General features: G+C 73.4%; 12 protein-coding genes. All 12 read left to right on the plus strand.

Annotation, left to right across the window (positions count from 1 at the left end; all coding sequences use genetic code 11):
* The first annotated feature begins 72 nt into the window (after positions 1-72).
* On the plus strand, positions 73-849 hold the full coding sequence (locus SRB5_RS14500; RefSeq protein WP_323377911.1) for a carbon-nitrogen family hydrolase: 777 nt from the start codon (positions 73-75) through the stop codon (positions 847-849).
* Between the two features lie 42 nt (positions 850-891).
* Positions 892-1,677, plus strand: a complete 786-nt coding sequence (locus SRB5_RS14505; RefSeq protein ID WP_153452352.1) for an RNA ligase family protein — start codon at positions 892-894, stop codon at positions 1,675-1,677.
* On the plus strand, positions 1,664-2,833 hold the full coding sequence (locus tag SRB5_RS14510) for an AAA family ATPase (RefSeq protein ID WP_153452353.1): 1,170 nt from the start codon (positions 1,664-1,666) through the stop codon (positions 2,831-2,833). Before SRB5_RS14505 ends, SRB5_RS14510 begins: the two co-directional genes overlap by 14 nt.
* 58 nt (positions 2,834-2,891) lie before the next feature.
* Positions 2,892-4,046, plus strand: a complete 1,155-nt coding sequence (locus SRB5_RS14515; RefSeq protein ID WP_153452354.1) for a LamG-like jellyroll fold domain-containing protein — start codon at positions 2,892-2,894, stop codon at positions 4,044-4,046.
* 262 nt (positions 4,047-4,308) lie between these two features.
* Positions 4,309-5,088: a glycosyltransferase family 2 protein gene (locus SRB5_RS14520; RefSeq protein ID WP_323377912.1), complete on the plus strand. Its 780-nt coding sequence runs from the start codon at positions 4,309-4,311 to the stop codon at positions 5,086-5,088.
* The gene (locus SRB5_RS14525) at positions 5,085-5,576 is read left to right on the plus strand and encodes a hypothetical protein (RefSeq protein WP_153452356.1); all 492 of its coding nucleotides are present in this window, start codon (positions 5,085-5,087) and stop codon (positions 5,574-5,576) included. The genes SRB5_RS14520 and SRB5_RS14525 overlap by 4 nt, the downstream gene beginning before the upstream one ends.
* Before the next feature lie 46 nt (positions 5,577-5,622).
* A complete protein-coding gene (locus SRB5_RS14530; protein WP_153452357.1) occupies positions 5,623-6,717 on the plus strand; it encodes a glycosyltransferase family 4 protein in 1,095 nt (364 codons plus the stop codon).
* Entirely contained in the window at positions 6,714-9,101 is a 2,388-nt protein-coding gene (locus tag SRB5_RS14535; protein WP_153452358.1) for a DUF2206 domain-containing protein, read from the plus strand. Before SRB5_RS14530 ends, SRB5_RS14535 begins: the two co-directional genes overlap by 4 nt.
* Positions 9,098-10,225, plus strand: coding sequence for a glycosyltransferase family 4 protein (locus tag SRB5_RS14540; protein ID WP_153452359.1), 1,128 nt, complete (start codon positions 9,098-9,100; stop codon positions 10,223-10,225). Before SRB5_RS14535 ends, SRB5_RS14540 begins: the two co-directional genes overlap by 4 nt.
* Positions 10,222-11,661 (plus strand): lipopolysaccharide biosynthesis protein, encoded by a 1,440-nt coding sequence (locus SRB5_RS14545; protein ID WP_194292930.1) that lies wholly within the window; start codon positions 10,222-10,224, stop codon positions 11,659-11,661. Before SRB5_RS14540 ends, SRB5_RS14545 begins: the two co-directional genes overlap by 4 nt.
* Positions 11,658-12,812, plus strand: a complete 1,155-nt coding sequence (locus SRB5_RS14550) for a glycosyltransferase family 4 protein (RefSeq protein ID WP_153452361.1) — start codon at positions 11,658-11,660, stop codon at positions 12,810-12,812. The genes SRB5_RS14545 and SRB5_RS14550 overlap by 4 nt, the downstream gene beginning before the upstream one ends.
* On the plus strand, positions 12,809-15,193 hold the full coding sequence (locus tag SRB5_RS14555; protein WP_153452362.1) for a glycosyltransferase: 2,385 nt from the start codon (positions 12,809-12,811) through the stop codon (positions 15,191-15,193). Before SRB5_RS14550 ends, SRB5_RS14555 begins: the two co-directional genes overlap by 4 nt.
* Positions 15,194-15,197: the final 4 nt, after the last annotated feature.

The following is a 15,197-nucleotide window of genomic DNA, read 5'->3' on the forward strand; positions in this document are numbered from 1 at the left end:
GGCACCGGCACTGCTTTCGGGCGACGATCGCAGGTCCGTAATCAGGGCTTGACTCAACAGGCGGTGGTACACGTGCGCGTCTCCCTTCTGCAAATGGCAGTGAATACGGCCGAATCGCCCGAATCCCGGCGCGAGGCCGCCGGGTCGCTCGTACGGGACCAGAACGGCGCCGACCTCGTCGTACTTCCGGAACTGTGGCCGGTCGGAGCGTTCGCGTTCGAAAGCTTCGAGGCGGAGGCCGAGCCCCTGGACGGGCCCACCGGGCAGGCGATGTCGGCCGCCGCGCGCGACGCCGGCGTCTGGCTGCACGGGGGGTCGATCGTGGAGCGCACCGCGAAGGGTGATCTCTGCAACACCTCCCTCCTCTTCGCCCCCGACGGGGAACTCGCGGCGGTCTACCGGAAGATCCACCGCTTCGGCTTCGACCGCGGCGAGGCCACCCTGATGGTCGCCGGCGAGGAGATCGTCACGGCGCCCGCCGCGGGCACGGTGCTGGGCCTCGCCACCTGCTACGACCTGCGCTTCCCCGAGGTCTTCCGGCGGCTGCTGGACGCCGGCGCGGAGACGATCGTCCTCCCGGCGGGCTGGCCGGCCGCGCGCGGCGGCCACTGGCGGACCCTCGCGATCGCCCGGGCCATCGAGAACCAGGCGTACGTCCTGGCCTGCGGCACCGCCGGCACCCACGCGGGCGTCGAGCAGAACGGCCGCTCGCTGATCGTCGCCCCCGACGGCGAGGTGCTGGCGGAGGCGGGCCCGGGCCAGGAGGTCCTGACCGCGGAGCTGGACCTGAAGCGGGTGGCCGCGTACCGGGAGAAGTTCCCGGTGCACAAGGACCGCCGCCTCTTCTAAAACGGGTTGTCCCGGAGCGTGCCCGCCCCGTACAACCGCACCATGCTCCGCAAATATCCGCGCACCCCGCATCTGCAGGGCAGCCGGCTGCAGCCGGGCGACGAGGACCTGGCGCAGATCCCCTTCCGGGACATAGCCGGCCGTCATCTCGTCGTCGAGGAGAAGCTGGACGGCGCCAACGCCGCGATCAGCTTCGGCCCCGGCGGCGAGCTGCGGCTGCAGTCGCGCGGGCACTATCTGACGGGCGGCCCGCGCGAGAAGCAGTTCGCCCGGCTGAAGGCGTGGGCGGCGGTCGTCGGACCGGGCCTGTACGAACGGCTGGGCACGCGCTACGTGCTGTACGGCGAGTGGCTGTACGCCAAGCACACGGTGTTCTACGACGCCCTCCCGCACTACTTCTGCGAGTTCGACGTCCTCGACCGCGAGGCCGACGCCTTCCTCTCCACCCCGCGCCGCCACGCCCTCCTGTCCGGTACGGGCGTGCACTCCGTCCCCGTACTCCACGAGGGCCCGTTCACGAAGCCCGCCGAACTCACCGCCCTCGTCGGCCCGTCCACCGCCCGTACGGCCCACTGGCGCGAGACGCTGAAGGAAGCGGCCGTCGAACAGGGCCTGGACCCCGACCGGGTGGCATCCGAGACCGACACCTCCGACGACATGGAGGGCCTCTACCTCAAGGTCGAGGAGAACGGCCTGACGACCGGCCGCCTCAAATGGGTGCGGGCCGGCTTCCTCACCACCGTGCTGGACTCCGGCACCCACTGGCAGGACCGCCCGATCCTGCCCAACCGCCTCGCCGACCCGGAGGTGATGTATGGAGGTCTTTGACCGCCTCTGCCCCACCGCCCCCGGCTGGCACGTCGACTGGCCCGCGATCACGGCCGCGTTCCCCTGGATCCGCCGCCTGGAGGGCGTGCCGCAGGACGCGGTGCACCACGCCGAGGGCGACGTCGCCGTGCACACCCGGATGGCCGCCGAGGTCCTCGCCTCGCTCCCCGAGTGGCGCTCGCGTCCGCCCGCCGACCGCGTCCGCCTGTTCGCCGCCGTCCTGCTGCACGACTCCGCGAAGCCTTACTGCACGGAACACCAGGCGGACGGCTCCATCACCGCCCACGGCCACTCCCGCCACGGCGACCTGCTGGCCCGGCGCGTGCTGTGGGAGCTGGCCGCGCCCACGGCCTGGCGGGAGCACGTGGCGGCGCTGGTACGGCACCACCAGGTCCCGTTCTGGGGCCTGGAGCGCCCGCTGGACGACCTGCGCAGGATCGCCTACCGGGTGAGCCTCCTGGCCTCCAACGAGGACCTGGCCGTACTGGCGACGGCGGACATCCTGGGCCGGATCTGCTCGGACGCGGACGAGGTGCTGGAGAACATCGCCCTGTACCGCGAGTTCTGCGCGGCCGAGGACTGCCTCACGACGCCCCGCGCGTTCCCCTCCGACCACGCCCGCTTCCAGTTCTTCCGCACCCCCGGCCGCGACCCGTCGTACGCCGCCTACGACGACACCCGCACGACGGTCACCGTCATGTCCGGCCTCCCCGGCGCCGGCAAGGACAGCTGGATCGCCGCCAACCGCCCGGGCGTCGCGGTGGTCAGCCTGGACGCCATCCGCCGCGAACTGGGCATCGCCCCCGGCGCCCCGCAGCGCGCGGTGGCCGCGGCGGCGCAGGAGGCGGCCCGCGTCCACCTGCGCCGCCGCGAGCCGTTCGTCTGGAACGCCACCAACGTCAGCCGCCAACTGCGCGACCAGTGCACGGGCCTGATCGCCGCCTACCACGGCCGCGTCGAGATCATCGCCCTGGAGGCCCCGCCGGCGGTCCTCCACCGCCGCAACACCGACCGCGAACACGCGGTCCCCCGCGCGGCGGTGGACCGGATGCTGCGGCGGTGGGAGACGCCGGATCCGACGGAGGGGCACACGGTGCTCTGGGTGGACACGAGCCGGGAGGGTAGGGTCACGGAGGCGGCCGACACCGGAGTGTGACCTGGTTGTCGCGGGTGCCATCTCCTGCTATACGCATCGATGTTCTACCATCCGTGACATGACTGACGGCACGGACCGCCACGGGGGCAGCAACATCCCGGACCCCCGCGCGTACGACCCCACGATCCCCACCGGTACGCCCGCGGAACCCCGCCCGCCGGTCCCGGGCGGCGGGTTCGGCGGTCCCGGGCAGCCCGTACAGCCCTGGACGTCGGAGTCGGGGCCGGGGCAGCCGGGGGCGGCGCCGGGCGGTCAGGCCGACTGGCAGACGCAGGTCTCCCCCGGACAGCCGGAGCCCTGGGTCTCGCCCATCCCGCAGCCCGACTGGTCGTCGCTGGCCGACGACAACGAGCGCAGCCAGCGCCGCCGCAAGTGGCGCATCACCGGCATCGTGACGCTGGCGGCCTGTGTGCTGGGCGCCGGCGTCGGCCTGGTGATCACCCAGGGGATCGGGGACGACGGGAAGTCCCCGAAGGAGAAGACGACCCAGGCCGCCTCGAACAGCCCGAAGCCTGCCGAGTCGAAGAAGGCCGTGGACCCGAAGTCGCCCTTCGTGGACGGCCAGAAGGACCTCATCGCCGACCGCACCGGCCAGAACGACCTCGCCGTCAGCCCCGACGCCACCGTCAGCAAGGGACAGGACGGCTATCTGCTGCGGATGCGCAGCAACATGAACTCCTACGCCCAGTCGGCGACCGAGGCCGTCGACGTCACCAAGAGCTTCACCGTCTCGGCGTGGGTGTTCAACGAGGCGCAGTTCGTCTCCCGTGCCGCGATCAGCCAGGGCGACGGGAAGTCCTTCTCGTTCGAACTGGGCCGGGACGACGTACGCGGCCGCCAGGACTGGGTGTTCCGGGTGCAGACCGGCAAGTCCGGCGCGGACAGCACCACCCGCAAGGTCGTCTCGAAGAACGTCAACACCCACAACGAGTGGGTGCTGCTGATGGGTTCCTACGACGCCAAGGCCGGCACGATCACGCTCTACGTCAACGGCGTCAAGGCGGGATCGGCCAAGACCGGCAAGATCTTCGCCGGTTCCGGACCGCTGCAGATCGGCCGCAGCCGCCACCACGACCAGTGGGTCAACCCGTGGTCCGGGGTCATGGGCAGCATCCTCGTCTGGGACGAGCCGTTCACCGCCGTGCAGGCCGCCCGGCTGAAGGCCGGCTCCGCCGGTACGGGCCAGCCGACGGCGTCCTGGCTGGTCGGCTGACACCCCCTCGGCCGAACCCCGCCCGGTCCGGGCGCCGATGGGCCCCGGACCGGACGGATTGCCTTACACGTCACAAACCGATCACACGGTTCGATTTGTCGACGCCGAATCGATTAGAGTCCGTACGGCACGTACCCCCTTGCGCCGCATGGTCCCCCAGCCGGCTGGGCGCGGAGAATTCGTCAGCCGGTGCGGCGCGTGGTGGAAGCAGGTCTCGGGGGAGGCCGGGCGCTGCCGTGCGTTGACCAAGGGGGGATTTCAGGTGCCAACTCTGTCCGTCGTGATCCCGGCGCTGAACGAGGCCGAGAACATGCCGGCCGTGCTGGAGTCGATCCCGCTGGCCGCGCTGCGGGAGGCGGGCTGGGAGACGGATGTGATCGTCGTCGACAACGCCTCGACCGACGACACCGCCGCCGTCGCGGGCTCCCTCGGGGCCCGCGTCGTCGTCCAGCCCGACCGGGGCTACGGCAACGCCTACCACGCGGGGTTCGACGCGGCCCGGGGCGAGGTCATCGCCACGGGGGACGCCGACTGCACGTACCCCTTCGACCGGCTGCCCGAGCTGCTGGGCACCCTGGTCGAGCGGGACATCGAGTTCATGACCACGGACCGGCTGCACCGGGACAACCGCTCCGCGATGAAGGCCTCGCACACCCTGGCCAACCACGCGCTGAGCGCCCTGAGCCGGGCGCTGTTCCGCAACGGGCTGCGCGACTCGCAGTCCGGGATGTGGATCTTCCGCCGCCATGTCTGGCACGGCATCGACGTACGCTCCACCGGTATGTCCTTCTCCCAGGAGATCAAGAACTCCGCGACCCGGGCCGGTTACCGCTTCCTCGAGGTGCCGATCGAGTACCGGAGACGGCAGGGCGAGGTGAAGCTGCGGGCCCTGCCCGACGGGATGGGCAATCTGCGCCAGCTCTTCGCGCACCGCTTCCGCCGCCCCGCCCCCCGGCTGCGGCCGGTGGTTCCCCTGCCCCGGCAGCGGACGGTCGCCGAGGGCGCCGGTGAGTGCGGCAACGGCCGGGCCGAGGCGGTATGACGACGCAGACGGCCGGCGAGCGCACCGAGGAGGACGAGGACCGGCCCGGCCGGACGCGTCCGCCGTGGGCGCGTGCCGTGATCGTCGCGGTGGTCCTGGCCGTCGTCGCCGCGGCCGGGGGCGTCCTGTGGTCGCTCGACCCGGTGCGCTCCGCGCTGGAGGACTCCTTCACGCGCCGGCCCAGTGAGTTCACCGAGCTGTACTTCACCGACTCCCCGCATCTGGACGGCGCCACCGTGCTGGTGCCCCTCGCGGTCACGGACCACGGCGGCGGCGGTGCGACCCGTGAGGTCGAGGTGACGCTCGAGTCCGCGAAGGGCGAGAAGCTCGCGGTCGATACCCTCACCGTCAGAACCCGCCCCGGGGTGGAGTCCCGTACCGTGGCCGAGGTGCCCGTCCACGCGGAGCCCGCGCTGGTCCTGGTACGCCTGACGGGCCGGCCGCAGGCGCTGCACTACCGCTTCGGTGAGGGCAACGCGATCGGCTGACCCCCCACGCACCCGCCCCTCGCCCCTCTCCCGCCCCTGGACGCCGATGCGTACGATCCTTCAGGTCACGCCCTACTACCCGCCCCATCTGGGCGGGCTGGAGCGTGTGGTGGCGAACCTCGCCGAGGGGCTGGGCGCGCGCTACGACGTACGCGTCGTCACCACGGCCCTCGGCGCCCACGGCGCCGCCCGGCGCACCCGCGAGGGCCGCGTGACGGTACGCCGGCACCGCGCCGCCGAGCTCGCCCACACCGCGATCGCCCCCGGCCTGGCGCTCACCCTGCTGCGCGCGCCCCGGGGTTCGGTGCTCCATCTGCACGCCGCCCACGCCCTGTGGCCGGAGCTGGCGGCGCTGGCCGCGAAGACCCGGCGGCTGCCCCTCGTCGTGCACTTCCACCTCGACGTCGACCCCACGGGACGGCTGGGCGGGCTGCTGCCCGCGTACAAGAAGCACGTCCTCGGCCGGGTGCTGCGGTCCGCCGCCGCCGTCGTCGTGCTCACCGAGGCCCAGGCGGAGTTCGTGCGCGACCGGTACGGGACGCCTGCCCGGCGGGTGTTCGTCGTCCCCAACGGGGTGGGCGCCGAGTTCTACCGCGAGCCGCGCGAGCCGGGGCCGGGGCCGCTGCGGCTGCTGTTCGTCGGCCGGCTGAGCGCCCAGAAGAACGTCGCCCGGCTGCTGGACGCCCTGAGCCTGGTCCGGGAGCCGGTGCGGCTGCGGATCGTCGGCGACGGGGAGCTGCGGGAGGAACTCGCCGCGCGGGTGCGGCGGCTGGACCTCGGGGGCGTGGTGGAGTTCTCCGGCGCGCTGTACGGGGACGAGCTGGCGGCGGCGTACGCGGCGGCCGACGCGTTCGTGCTGCCCTCCGACAAGGAGGGGATGCCGCTGGCGGCGCTGGAGGCCATGGCGGCGGCGCTGCCCGTGGTGGCGACGGACGTTCCGGGCAACGCGGAACTGCTCGGTGACACGGGGCTGCTGGCCGGCCCCGAACCGGCCGCGCTCGCCGCCGCGATCGATTCCCTCGCCGCTGACCCCGGGCTGCGCCGGCGGCTGGCGCGGCGCAGCGCGGCGGCGGCGCCCGGCTATTCCTGGGAGGCGGTCACGGCGGCCGTCGAGCAGGTGTATGCGAAGGTCGCCGTATGACGGTCCCCACGCTGCTCCGAGGGCGTTACGGGATGCTGGTGAGCATCCCGGTGGCCCTGCTGCTCCAGCTCTGGCCCGGCGGGCACTGGCTGCCGCTCGCCGTGAGCGGGCTGTGGCTGCTGATCGGGGCCCCCGCGGTGCTGTGGCGGGCGGTGGCGTTCCGCGCCGTCTCCTCGCCCGGGGCCGCGTTCCTGGTCGCGGTGGGCCTGACCGTGCTCACGGACATGGTCGTGGCGCTGACGGTCAACTTCGCGCTGCCGCTCGCCGGGGTGGAACGGCCGCTGGAGCGGGACGTGCTGGCGTGCGCGAGCGCCATGGTGCTGCTGGTGCTGGGGGCGCTGGCGCCGGACGACATGCCGCCGTGGCGGTCCGGGGGGCGGATCGCCGGGCTGGTGCCCGTCGGGGTGCTCTGTGCGGTGGCGCTGACGCTGTCCGTCGCGGGACCGGTGCGGCTGAACAACGGGCTGGGCGGGGCGGTCAGTGTCTTCGCGCTGGTGGTCGTCGCGGCGCTGCTGGTGCTGCTGATGGTGCGGCGGGAACGCTACCGGGACGGTGTGGTGGAGCTGGGGCTGTACGCCTCGGCCGCCTCGCTGCTGCTGCTGACGTCGCTGCGCGGCTGGTACATCACCGGGCACGACATCCAGCGCGAGTACCTGTTCTTCCGGCTGACGCTCGGCGGCTCGTACTGGGACATCTCCGCCTACAACGACCCGTACAACGCCTGTCTCAGCGTGATCATGCTGCCGATCAGCCTGGTGCGGATGACGGGCATACCCGACTTCTACGTCTTCAAGGCCGTCCTGCCGCTGCTGTTCGCGCTGACGCCTGTGCTGGTGCACCGGTCGGTGCGGCATGTGGCGCCGAAGTTCGTGGCGCTGCTGTCGGCCGTCTTCTTCATGGTGTTCCCCACGTTCTTCACCGACATGGCGTTCCTGGGGCGGCAGGAGATGGCCTTCCTGCTGCTGGGCTGCGCGATGGTCGTCCTCACCGACACCGCCCGCCCGATGCGCCTGCGCCGGATCCTGTTCACCGTGCTGCTCGCCGGGATCGTCCTGGCCCACTACTCGACGACGTACGTGGTGGTGGCGACCCTCGGCATGGCCTGGGCCGTCGATCTGGTCTCCCGGGTCTTCCGCCGGGAGAAGGGGCCCCGGCGCTCCCACCGGTTCCGCACCCGGAGCTTCCTGACCTGGTGGATGGTGCTGGCGCCGGCCGTCCTCGCGCTGGTCTGGGCGGGGCCCGTCACTCATACCGGCGGTCAGCTGCGCACCACCCTCACCGAGGCGGCCGACAGCGTGCTGCACCCGGGGGGCGAGGCGGGGTCGTCCGACACCTCGTACAGCATCTTCGGCGGCACCGTGACCACGCCGGAGCAGCGGCTGGCGGAGTTCGAGCGGCTGAAGATCCGGGAGACGGCGGAGCGGCGCGCGGACGGGGAGCTGCTGCCGCTCAAGACCGTGCGGAAGTATCCGCTGGAGACGGTGGAGCCGGAGAGCCTTCCGCTGTCCGCGGCCGGGCGGATGCTCGACTCCGCGGGCGTGGACGTCGCGGCGGTGAACGCGTTCCTGCGCCAGTCGGCGGCCCAGCTGCTCCAGGTGCTGCTGCTGATCGGGCTGGTCGCGGCGGCCCTCGCCCGGCTGCGGCGCACCCGGCGTACGGGGCGCAGGGGCAAGTCCGGGACCACGGACGAGGACAGGGCCAAGGACACGGGCAAGGCCGGCGGGCCTCGGCGCAACCGGCACCGGGTGTTCGTCCCGGAGCGGGACCAGATCACCCTGTCCGTGGCGTCCCTCGTCGTGGTCGGCCTGATGACCGTGGTGCCGCAGCTGTCCGTCGACTACGGCGTGCTGCGCGCCTTCCAGCAGGGGCTGTTCTTCTTCGCCCCCTTCGTCGCGACGGGCCTGCTCTGGCTGGCCGGCTGGCTCGGCCGCTGGGCGGCGCCGGTGACGTGCGCGCTGGTGACCGGGCTGTTCCTGGACCTCACGGGCGTGGTGCCGAAAATGGTCGGCGGCTATCCGGCGCAGCTGCATCTGGACAATGCCGGGCGCTACTACGACAACTACTACCCGATGACCGAGGAGCGGCTGGCCGCCTACTGGCTCCAGACCCGTACCGAGAAGCAGAACCCCCGGCCCGGACTGCAGACGGAGAACTTCACCTACCGCAAGGTCCAGACCGTCTACCCGGGCGCCGCGCAGGGCAGCAACTTCCCCCTCCAGCTCAGCACCCACGAGTACGTCCTGCTGGGCAGCACCACGGTGTGGAAGGACGAGGTGACGCTCTTCTACCGCGGCGACCTCGTCACGTACCGCTATCCGACGGGCCTCCTCGACGAGACCAAGAACCTGATCTACAGCAGCGAGGGCGCGGAGATCTACCGATGAGCCATCCCGCCGGCTCCCCGCGCGTCCTGCTGGTCAGCCACTACTACCCGCCCCATCTCGGCGGCATCGAGAACGTGGTGCGCCGGGAGGCCGCCGGCCTCGCCGCCCGCGGCGCCGACGTCACCGTCCTCACCACCGGCGCGGTCACGTCCGTCACCCGCGAGGAGGGCGTCCGGGTGGTACGGATCGCCGCCTGGAACGGCGTCGAACGCCGCACCGGGGTGCCGTTCCCGTTCCCCTCGCCCCGGCTGCTCACCGCCGCCGTGCGCCGGGCCCGTGCGGCGGACGTCGTCCACATCCACGACTGCCTGTACCCCACGTCCTGGGCGGCGGGTCTGGCGGCTGCCGTGACCCGTACCCCCCGGGTGCTCACCCAGCACGTCGCCCTGGTCCGGCATCCCTCCGCCCTGGTCCGCGGCGTCCAGCGCGCCGTGTACGCCGTGGCGGGACGGCTGCTGCTGCGCGGCGCCCGCACCGTGGTCACCCTGAACGCGGGGGTGGCGGCGTTCGTGGCCCGGCTGGGCGCGCGCTCCCCCGTCCACCTGCCCAACGGCGTGGACACCGCCCTGTTCCGCCCGGCCGCCGACCCCGGTGAACGGCCGGCCGGGCGCCGGGAGCTGGGGCTGCCCGAGGACGGCGTGCTGGTGCTGTTCGCCGGCCGGCTGGTGCCCAAGAAGGGGTACGGGCTGCTGCTCGAGGCGTACCGGCCGGACGACGGCTACCGGCTGGTGTTCGCCGGGGACGGTGCCGCGCTCGACGGGGACGTGCACCATCTGGGCACGCTCACCCCCGAACGGCTCGCCCTCGCCTACCGGGCGTGCGACGTGTTCGCGCTGCCGTCCACGGCCGAGGGCTTCCCGCTCACCGTGCAGGAGGCCATGGCCTCCGGGCTGCCCGTCCTCACCACCGACGACCCCGGCTACGCCCCGTACCGGCTCGACGGCGACCTGGTGCGGCTCGTACCCCGGCGGCCCGACGCTCTGCGCGAGGCCCTCGCCGAGCTGGCGGGGGACGCGTCCCTGCGGGCCGGGATGGCGGCCTACTCCCGTAAGTACAGCGAGGAGCACTTCGACTGGGGGGACCATGTGACCGCCCTGCTGCGGATCTACCGGGACGCCCGGTGACCGGCCGCCGCGCCCGGCGCACGGACCAGGTCTACCGCAGCTCGTTCTTCGTCCTCGCCGCCACCGCCACCTCCGCCGCCCTCGGCTTCGTCTTCTGGATCGTCGTGGCCCGCTACTACGACCCCGAGACGGTGGGCCTGGCGACGTCGCTCATCTCGGCGACCGGACTGATCAGCTATCTGAGCCTGTTCGGCCTGAACAGCACCCTGATCCGCTTCCCCGCAGGCGAGGACGCCCGCAACGGCCAGCTCACCCTGGCCACGGCCCTGGTCGCCGTGGCCGCCGTCGTCCTCGGCTGCCTGTATCTGCTGGGCATGCCCTGGTACGCGCAGAAGCTGCTGTTCGTCCGCGACGACTGGCCCAGGGCGGCGGCGTTCGTCGTCTTCTGCGCCTGCGCCGCGGGCAACCTGCTCACCAAGTCCGTCTTCGTGGGCGCCCGGATGCCGCAGGTCAACGTACTCGTCGACGGAATGCTGCAGGGCGCGGCGAAGCTGGCCCTGCCCGTCGCCCTCGTCGGCCTCGGGGCGTACGGCATCCTCGGCGCCACCGGCGGCGGTTACGCGGTCGCCTGGGCGGCGGCCGTGGCCGTGATGTACCGCCGGCTCGGCTTCCGCTTCGACTTCCGCACCCGCGGCACCCGGCTGCGCGAACACCTCGCGTTCTCCGCCGCCAGCTACACCTCCAGCCTGCTGAACCTGCTGCCGCAGCTGGTCGTCCCGCTGATCGTGCTGCATCAGCTGGGCGCCGCCGCCGCGGGCTACTACTACGTGGCGTTCCAGATCGCCATGCTGCTCAACGCCGTGTCCTTCTCCGTCGGCGAGGCCCTCTTCGCCGAGGGCTCGTACGACCCGCACCGCTTCCCCCAGCTGCTGCGCCGCTCCGCCGGGATCATCGCGGCGGTCCAGATCCCGGCGGCGGCCGTCGTCGCGGCGGGCGGCGGACTGCTGCTGCGGATGTTCGGCGGCTCGTACGCGGAGCAGGCGCGACCCCTGCTGACGGCGTTCTGCGTGGGGGCGCTCGCCGTCGCGCTGACGACCTGGGCGAACTTCGCGCTGAAGCTCACGGGGCAGCTGCGCCAGCTGGTGTTCAACAACAGCGTGTTCTCCACGGTCACCATCGGGCTGACCGCCGGGTACGCGTCCCGGGGCCTGGTGTGGGCGGGCTGGGCGTGGACCGCCGGGAACCTGGCCTCCGGGCTGGTCGCGCTGACGGCGCTCCTGCTCCACCGGCGCCGCGGCGCCGCCATGCCCGAGGCGGCCGTCCCCGGGCAGCGCGGACACGCCGGGCGGCGCGCGGAGTTCGAGCACTGGGAGCAGACGCTCGAGCTGCCGCGCGTGGGGCGCCGGGAGACGGCCGCGGGCACCCGCCCGCCGTGGCGGCCGCCGAGCTGGGCGATCCAGGACGACGAGAAACCGCGCCGGGGGCGACGCCGATGAGAGTGCTGCAGATCGTCAACCTCGGCTTCGAGGCCGGGGGAGCCGAGAAGAGCGTCCGCCTGATCGCCGACGGGCTCACCGACCGCGGCCACCACGTCCACGTGATCGCCACCGACCTGCTCGCCGCGGGCCGCGACGACGTGTTCGCCGGCGAACTCGTGCCCCACGTCACCGGCGGCCCCCTCCGCCGGCTGCTCGGCTACTTCTGGCACCGCCCCGCGTACCGGCAGGTCCGCCGGGCGGTACGGGACTTCCGGCCGGACGTGGTGCACCTGCACACCATCGGCGAGTTCAGCCCCGCGGTGCCGGCCGCGACCCGCGGCGTGCCCCGGGTGCTCACCGTCCACGGTCCGGAGGACTGGACGCTGAACCTGCTGCGCTGGAACCTGCCGAGCGCCGTCCGCGGCGGCCGGCTCTCCGCCGCCGACCGGGCCCGCTACTGCTACCTCCGCTTCCTGCAGCGGCCCGCGTATCTGCCGTGGATCCGCCGCCTCGACCTCGTCCTCGCCCCCAGCCGCTACTTCGCCGACGCCGTCCGCCCCGACACCGGCCGGGTGCCCGTGGCCGTCCTGCCCAACGGCATCACCCGCGACGCCGTCCCTCTGCCGGTCACCGCGCCGGACCGGGTGGTGTTCGCCGGCCGCCTGGAACCGGTCAAGGGCGTGCACGTGCTGCTGGCCGCCTTCCGCCGGGTCCTCGCCGTACATCCCGGCGCCCGGCTGACGGTGGTGGGCGACGGCTCCGACCGCCCGCGCCTGGAGGCCGCCGCGGCGGACCTGCCCGGGGTGGAGTTCCGCGGCTGGGTGGGCCCCGCGGAGGTGCGCGACTGCCTGCGGGACGCCGCCGTCGTGGCCCTGCCGTCCCTGTGGCCGGAGAACTTCCCCACCGTCGCCCTGGAAGCCCTCCAGCTGGGCCGCCCCCTGCTCGCCTCCCGGGTGGGCGGCCTCCCGGAGCTGGTCGGCGACGACAACGGCCTGCTCGTACCCCCCGGCGACACGGCCGCCCTGGCCGACGCCCTGACCGGGCTGCTCGGTGACCAGGAGCGGCTGCGGCGGCTCGGCGAGGGCTCCGCCGCCCGGGCCGGCCGCTACGACGCCGGGGTGTTCCTCGACGCGCTGGAAGCGCACTACGGAAAGGTCGCAGGCCGGTGAAGGTCCTGATCGTCAACGCCTTCGACCGCGGCAACCGGGGCGACGCGGCCCTGCTGAGCGTCGCGATCCGCCAGATCCGCGAGGCATGGCCGCACGCCGAGGTCACGGTTTCGGCGTTCGAGGACCCCGCGGAACGGCCCGAGTTCGACGGCGTGCCCAACATCGGGTCCATCCGCCGGTACGTCGGCGTGGAGGACGTCCCGCGTCCGCGTCTCGTCGTACGAAAGGCCCTCGCCCTCGGCCTGGGCGCCCTCGCCGCGCTGCCCGGCGGACCCGCTGTCGTACGGGCCGTGGCCCGCCTGCTCCCCGGCGAGATGCGTACCGAGATCCGCGAACTGGCCGCCGCCGACCTCGTCGTCTCCGTGGGCGGCGGACATCTGCGCGGCAAGGACGACTTCGCCTCCGACCTCAGCATCGCCTTCCTGCTGCTCCCGCAGTGGCTGGCCCAGCGCTTCCGCGTCCCCGTCGTCCTCGCCCCGCAGTCCTTCGGCCCCTTCCCCCGCCGGGTCCAGAAGGCCATGGTCCGCAGGGTGCTCGGCGGCGCCCGTACGGTCACCGCCCGCGAGGACATCAGCCTCGACCGGCTGGCGGAGACCGGACTGGCGCCCGCCAACCTGATCCGCGGCAAGGACAGCGCCTTCGCCTTCGACTCCGCCTCCCACCGCGACTGGCGCACCGAACTCGGCATCCCCCCGGACGCCCGCCTCCTCCTGGTCACCGCCCGCGAATGGCTCGCCCGCCCGCAACAGGACCGCTACGAGGCGGGCATGGCCGCGGCGATCCGCCGGACGCTCGAGGACGCGAACAGCCACGTCGTCCTCGTCCCCCAGGTCACCTGCGCCTTCCAGAACGACGACGACCGGATCATCAACAGACGCATCGCCGCCCTCGCCGACGACCCCCGCCTGCACGTCCTGGAGGACGACACCGTCGACCACCACGACGTGTTCGCCCTCTACCGCTCCGCCGACCTCATCCTCGGCACCCGCTTCCACTCCGTGATCTTCGGCCTGGTCGCCGGAGTCCCCTGCGCGGCCGTCGAGTACGACCACAAGACCCGCGGCATCATGGCCGACCTGGGCCTGGACGACTGGGTCGTCGCCATGGAGGACGCCGCCCCCGACACCCTCGTCCCCCTCCTGGACCGCCTCGCCGCCGGGGCGGACGCCTACCGGAAGCGGCTGCGCGACATCATTCCCGGATACGTCGCGGACGCCGCCGCGTTCACCGGCGTCCTGCGCGCCGGGGCCCGCACGGTGGCCATCGTCACCGCGTACTACCCGCCCAAGGTCGGCGGGGTGGAGAACTACACCGCCCGCATCGCCCGCGCAGCCGCGGCCACCGGCGATCTGCGGCCCGTCGTCATCACCACCCGCCCCGGCGTACGCACCGTCGTCACCGAGCAGGACGGCGTACGGGTGATCCGCCTCGGCGCCTGGCTCAAGCTGTCCAACACGCCGCTGAGCCCCCTGTGGCCGCTGCAGTTGCGGTACTGGCTCCGCCGCACCGGCGCCGAGCTCGTCAACGCCCACGCCCCCGTCCCCGGCCTCGCCGACCTCGCCGCCGCCCTCCCCGGCCGCCTCCGGACCTCGGTGCTCACCTACCACGCGGGCTCGATGCGCAAGAACGCCCCGGGCAGCGGCACCGCCGACCGGATCACCGGCCTCTACGAACGGCACGTCCTGCCCCGCGTCTTCGCCCGCGCCGGCGCGCTGGTCGCCGTCAGCGAGGGCTCCCTGGCCGCCCGTCTTCCCGGCGCCGTCCAGCTCACGCCGGGCGTCGACCTGGACCGCTTCACCCCCGGCCCGCCGCCCTCCCGGCGTCCGCGCACCCTGCTCTACGCGGGACGGCTGGACTCCACGTCCCCCTGGAAGGGCGTGGACCGCCTCCTGCGCGCCTTCGCCCGGCTGGCCGACGTGCCGGGGCTGCGGCTCAAGCTCGTCGGCGGCGGGGACGCCCTGCCGGGCCTCCTGCGGCTGGCCGGCGAACTCGGCGTCGCGGACCGGGTGGACGCCGTGGGGGAGCTGGCGGGGGAGGAGCTGGTGGCCGCGCTGCGGGAGGCCGCCGTACTGGCGCTGCCCTCGCTGACGGAGGCGGAGAGCTTCGGGCTGGTGCTCGTCGAGGCGATGGCCTGCGGCACCCCGGTCGTCGCCACGGAGGTGGGCGGCGTCCCGTACACCGTGGGGCACGGTGAGGCGGGACTGCTGGTGCCGCCGGACGACCCGGACGCCCTGGCCGCCGCCTGCCGCGAGCTGCTGCTGGACGGGGACTTCGCCGACCGCATGGGCGCTGCGGGCCGGCGCCGGGCGGTGGAGCGGTACGACTGGAACGCGATCACCGACCGCTGGCTCGAGCTGCTGCGTACCCTGCCGGCGCGGTAGACCG

This window comes from Streptomyces smaragdinus (assembly GCF_009604385.1).
In the GTDB taxonomy this organism is placed as follows: Bacteria; Actinomycetota; Actinomycetes; order Streptomycetales; family Streptomycetaceae; genus Streptomyces; species Streptomyces smaragdinus.

What these genes read in the sequence shown, in the direction of transcription:
- SRB5_RS14505 (WP_153452352.1), top strand. Translation starts at nt 892, where the DNA reads ATGCTCCGCAAATATCCGCGCACCCCGCATCTGCAGGGCAGCCGGCTG.
- SRB5_RS14510 (WP_153452353.1), top strand. Translation starts at nt 1,664, where the DNA reads ATGGAGGTCTTTGACCGCCTCTGCCCCACCGCCCCCGGCTGGCACGTC.
- SRB5_RS14515 (WP_153452354.1), top strand. Translation starts at nt 2,892, where the DNA reads ATGACTGACGGCACGGACCGCCACGGGGGCAGCAACATCCCGGACCCC.
- SRB5_RS14525 (WP_153452356.1), top strand. Translation starts at nt 5,085, where the DNA reads ATGACGACGCAGACGGCCGGCGAGCGCACCGAGGAGGACGAGGACCGG.
- SRB5_RS14530 (WP_153452357.1), top strand. Translation starts at nt 5,623, where the DNA reads ATGCGTACGATCCTTCAGGTCACGCCCTACTACCCGCCCCATCTGGGC.
- SRB5_RS14535 (WP_153452358.1), top strand. Translation starts at nt 6,714, where the DNA reads ATGACGGTCCCCACGCTGCTCCGAGGGCGTTACGGGATGCTGGTGAGC.
- SRB5_RS14540 (WP_153452359.1), top strand. Translation starts at nt 9,098, where the DNA reads ATGAGCCATCCCGCCGGCTCCCCGCGCGTCCTGCTGGTCAGCCACTAC.
- SRB5_RS14550 (WP_153452361.1), top strand. Translation starts at nt 11,658, where the DNA reads ATGAGAGTGCTGCAGATCGTCAACCTCGGCTTCGAGGCCGGGGGAGCC.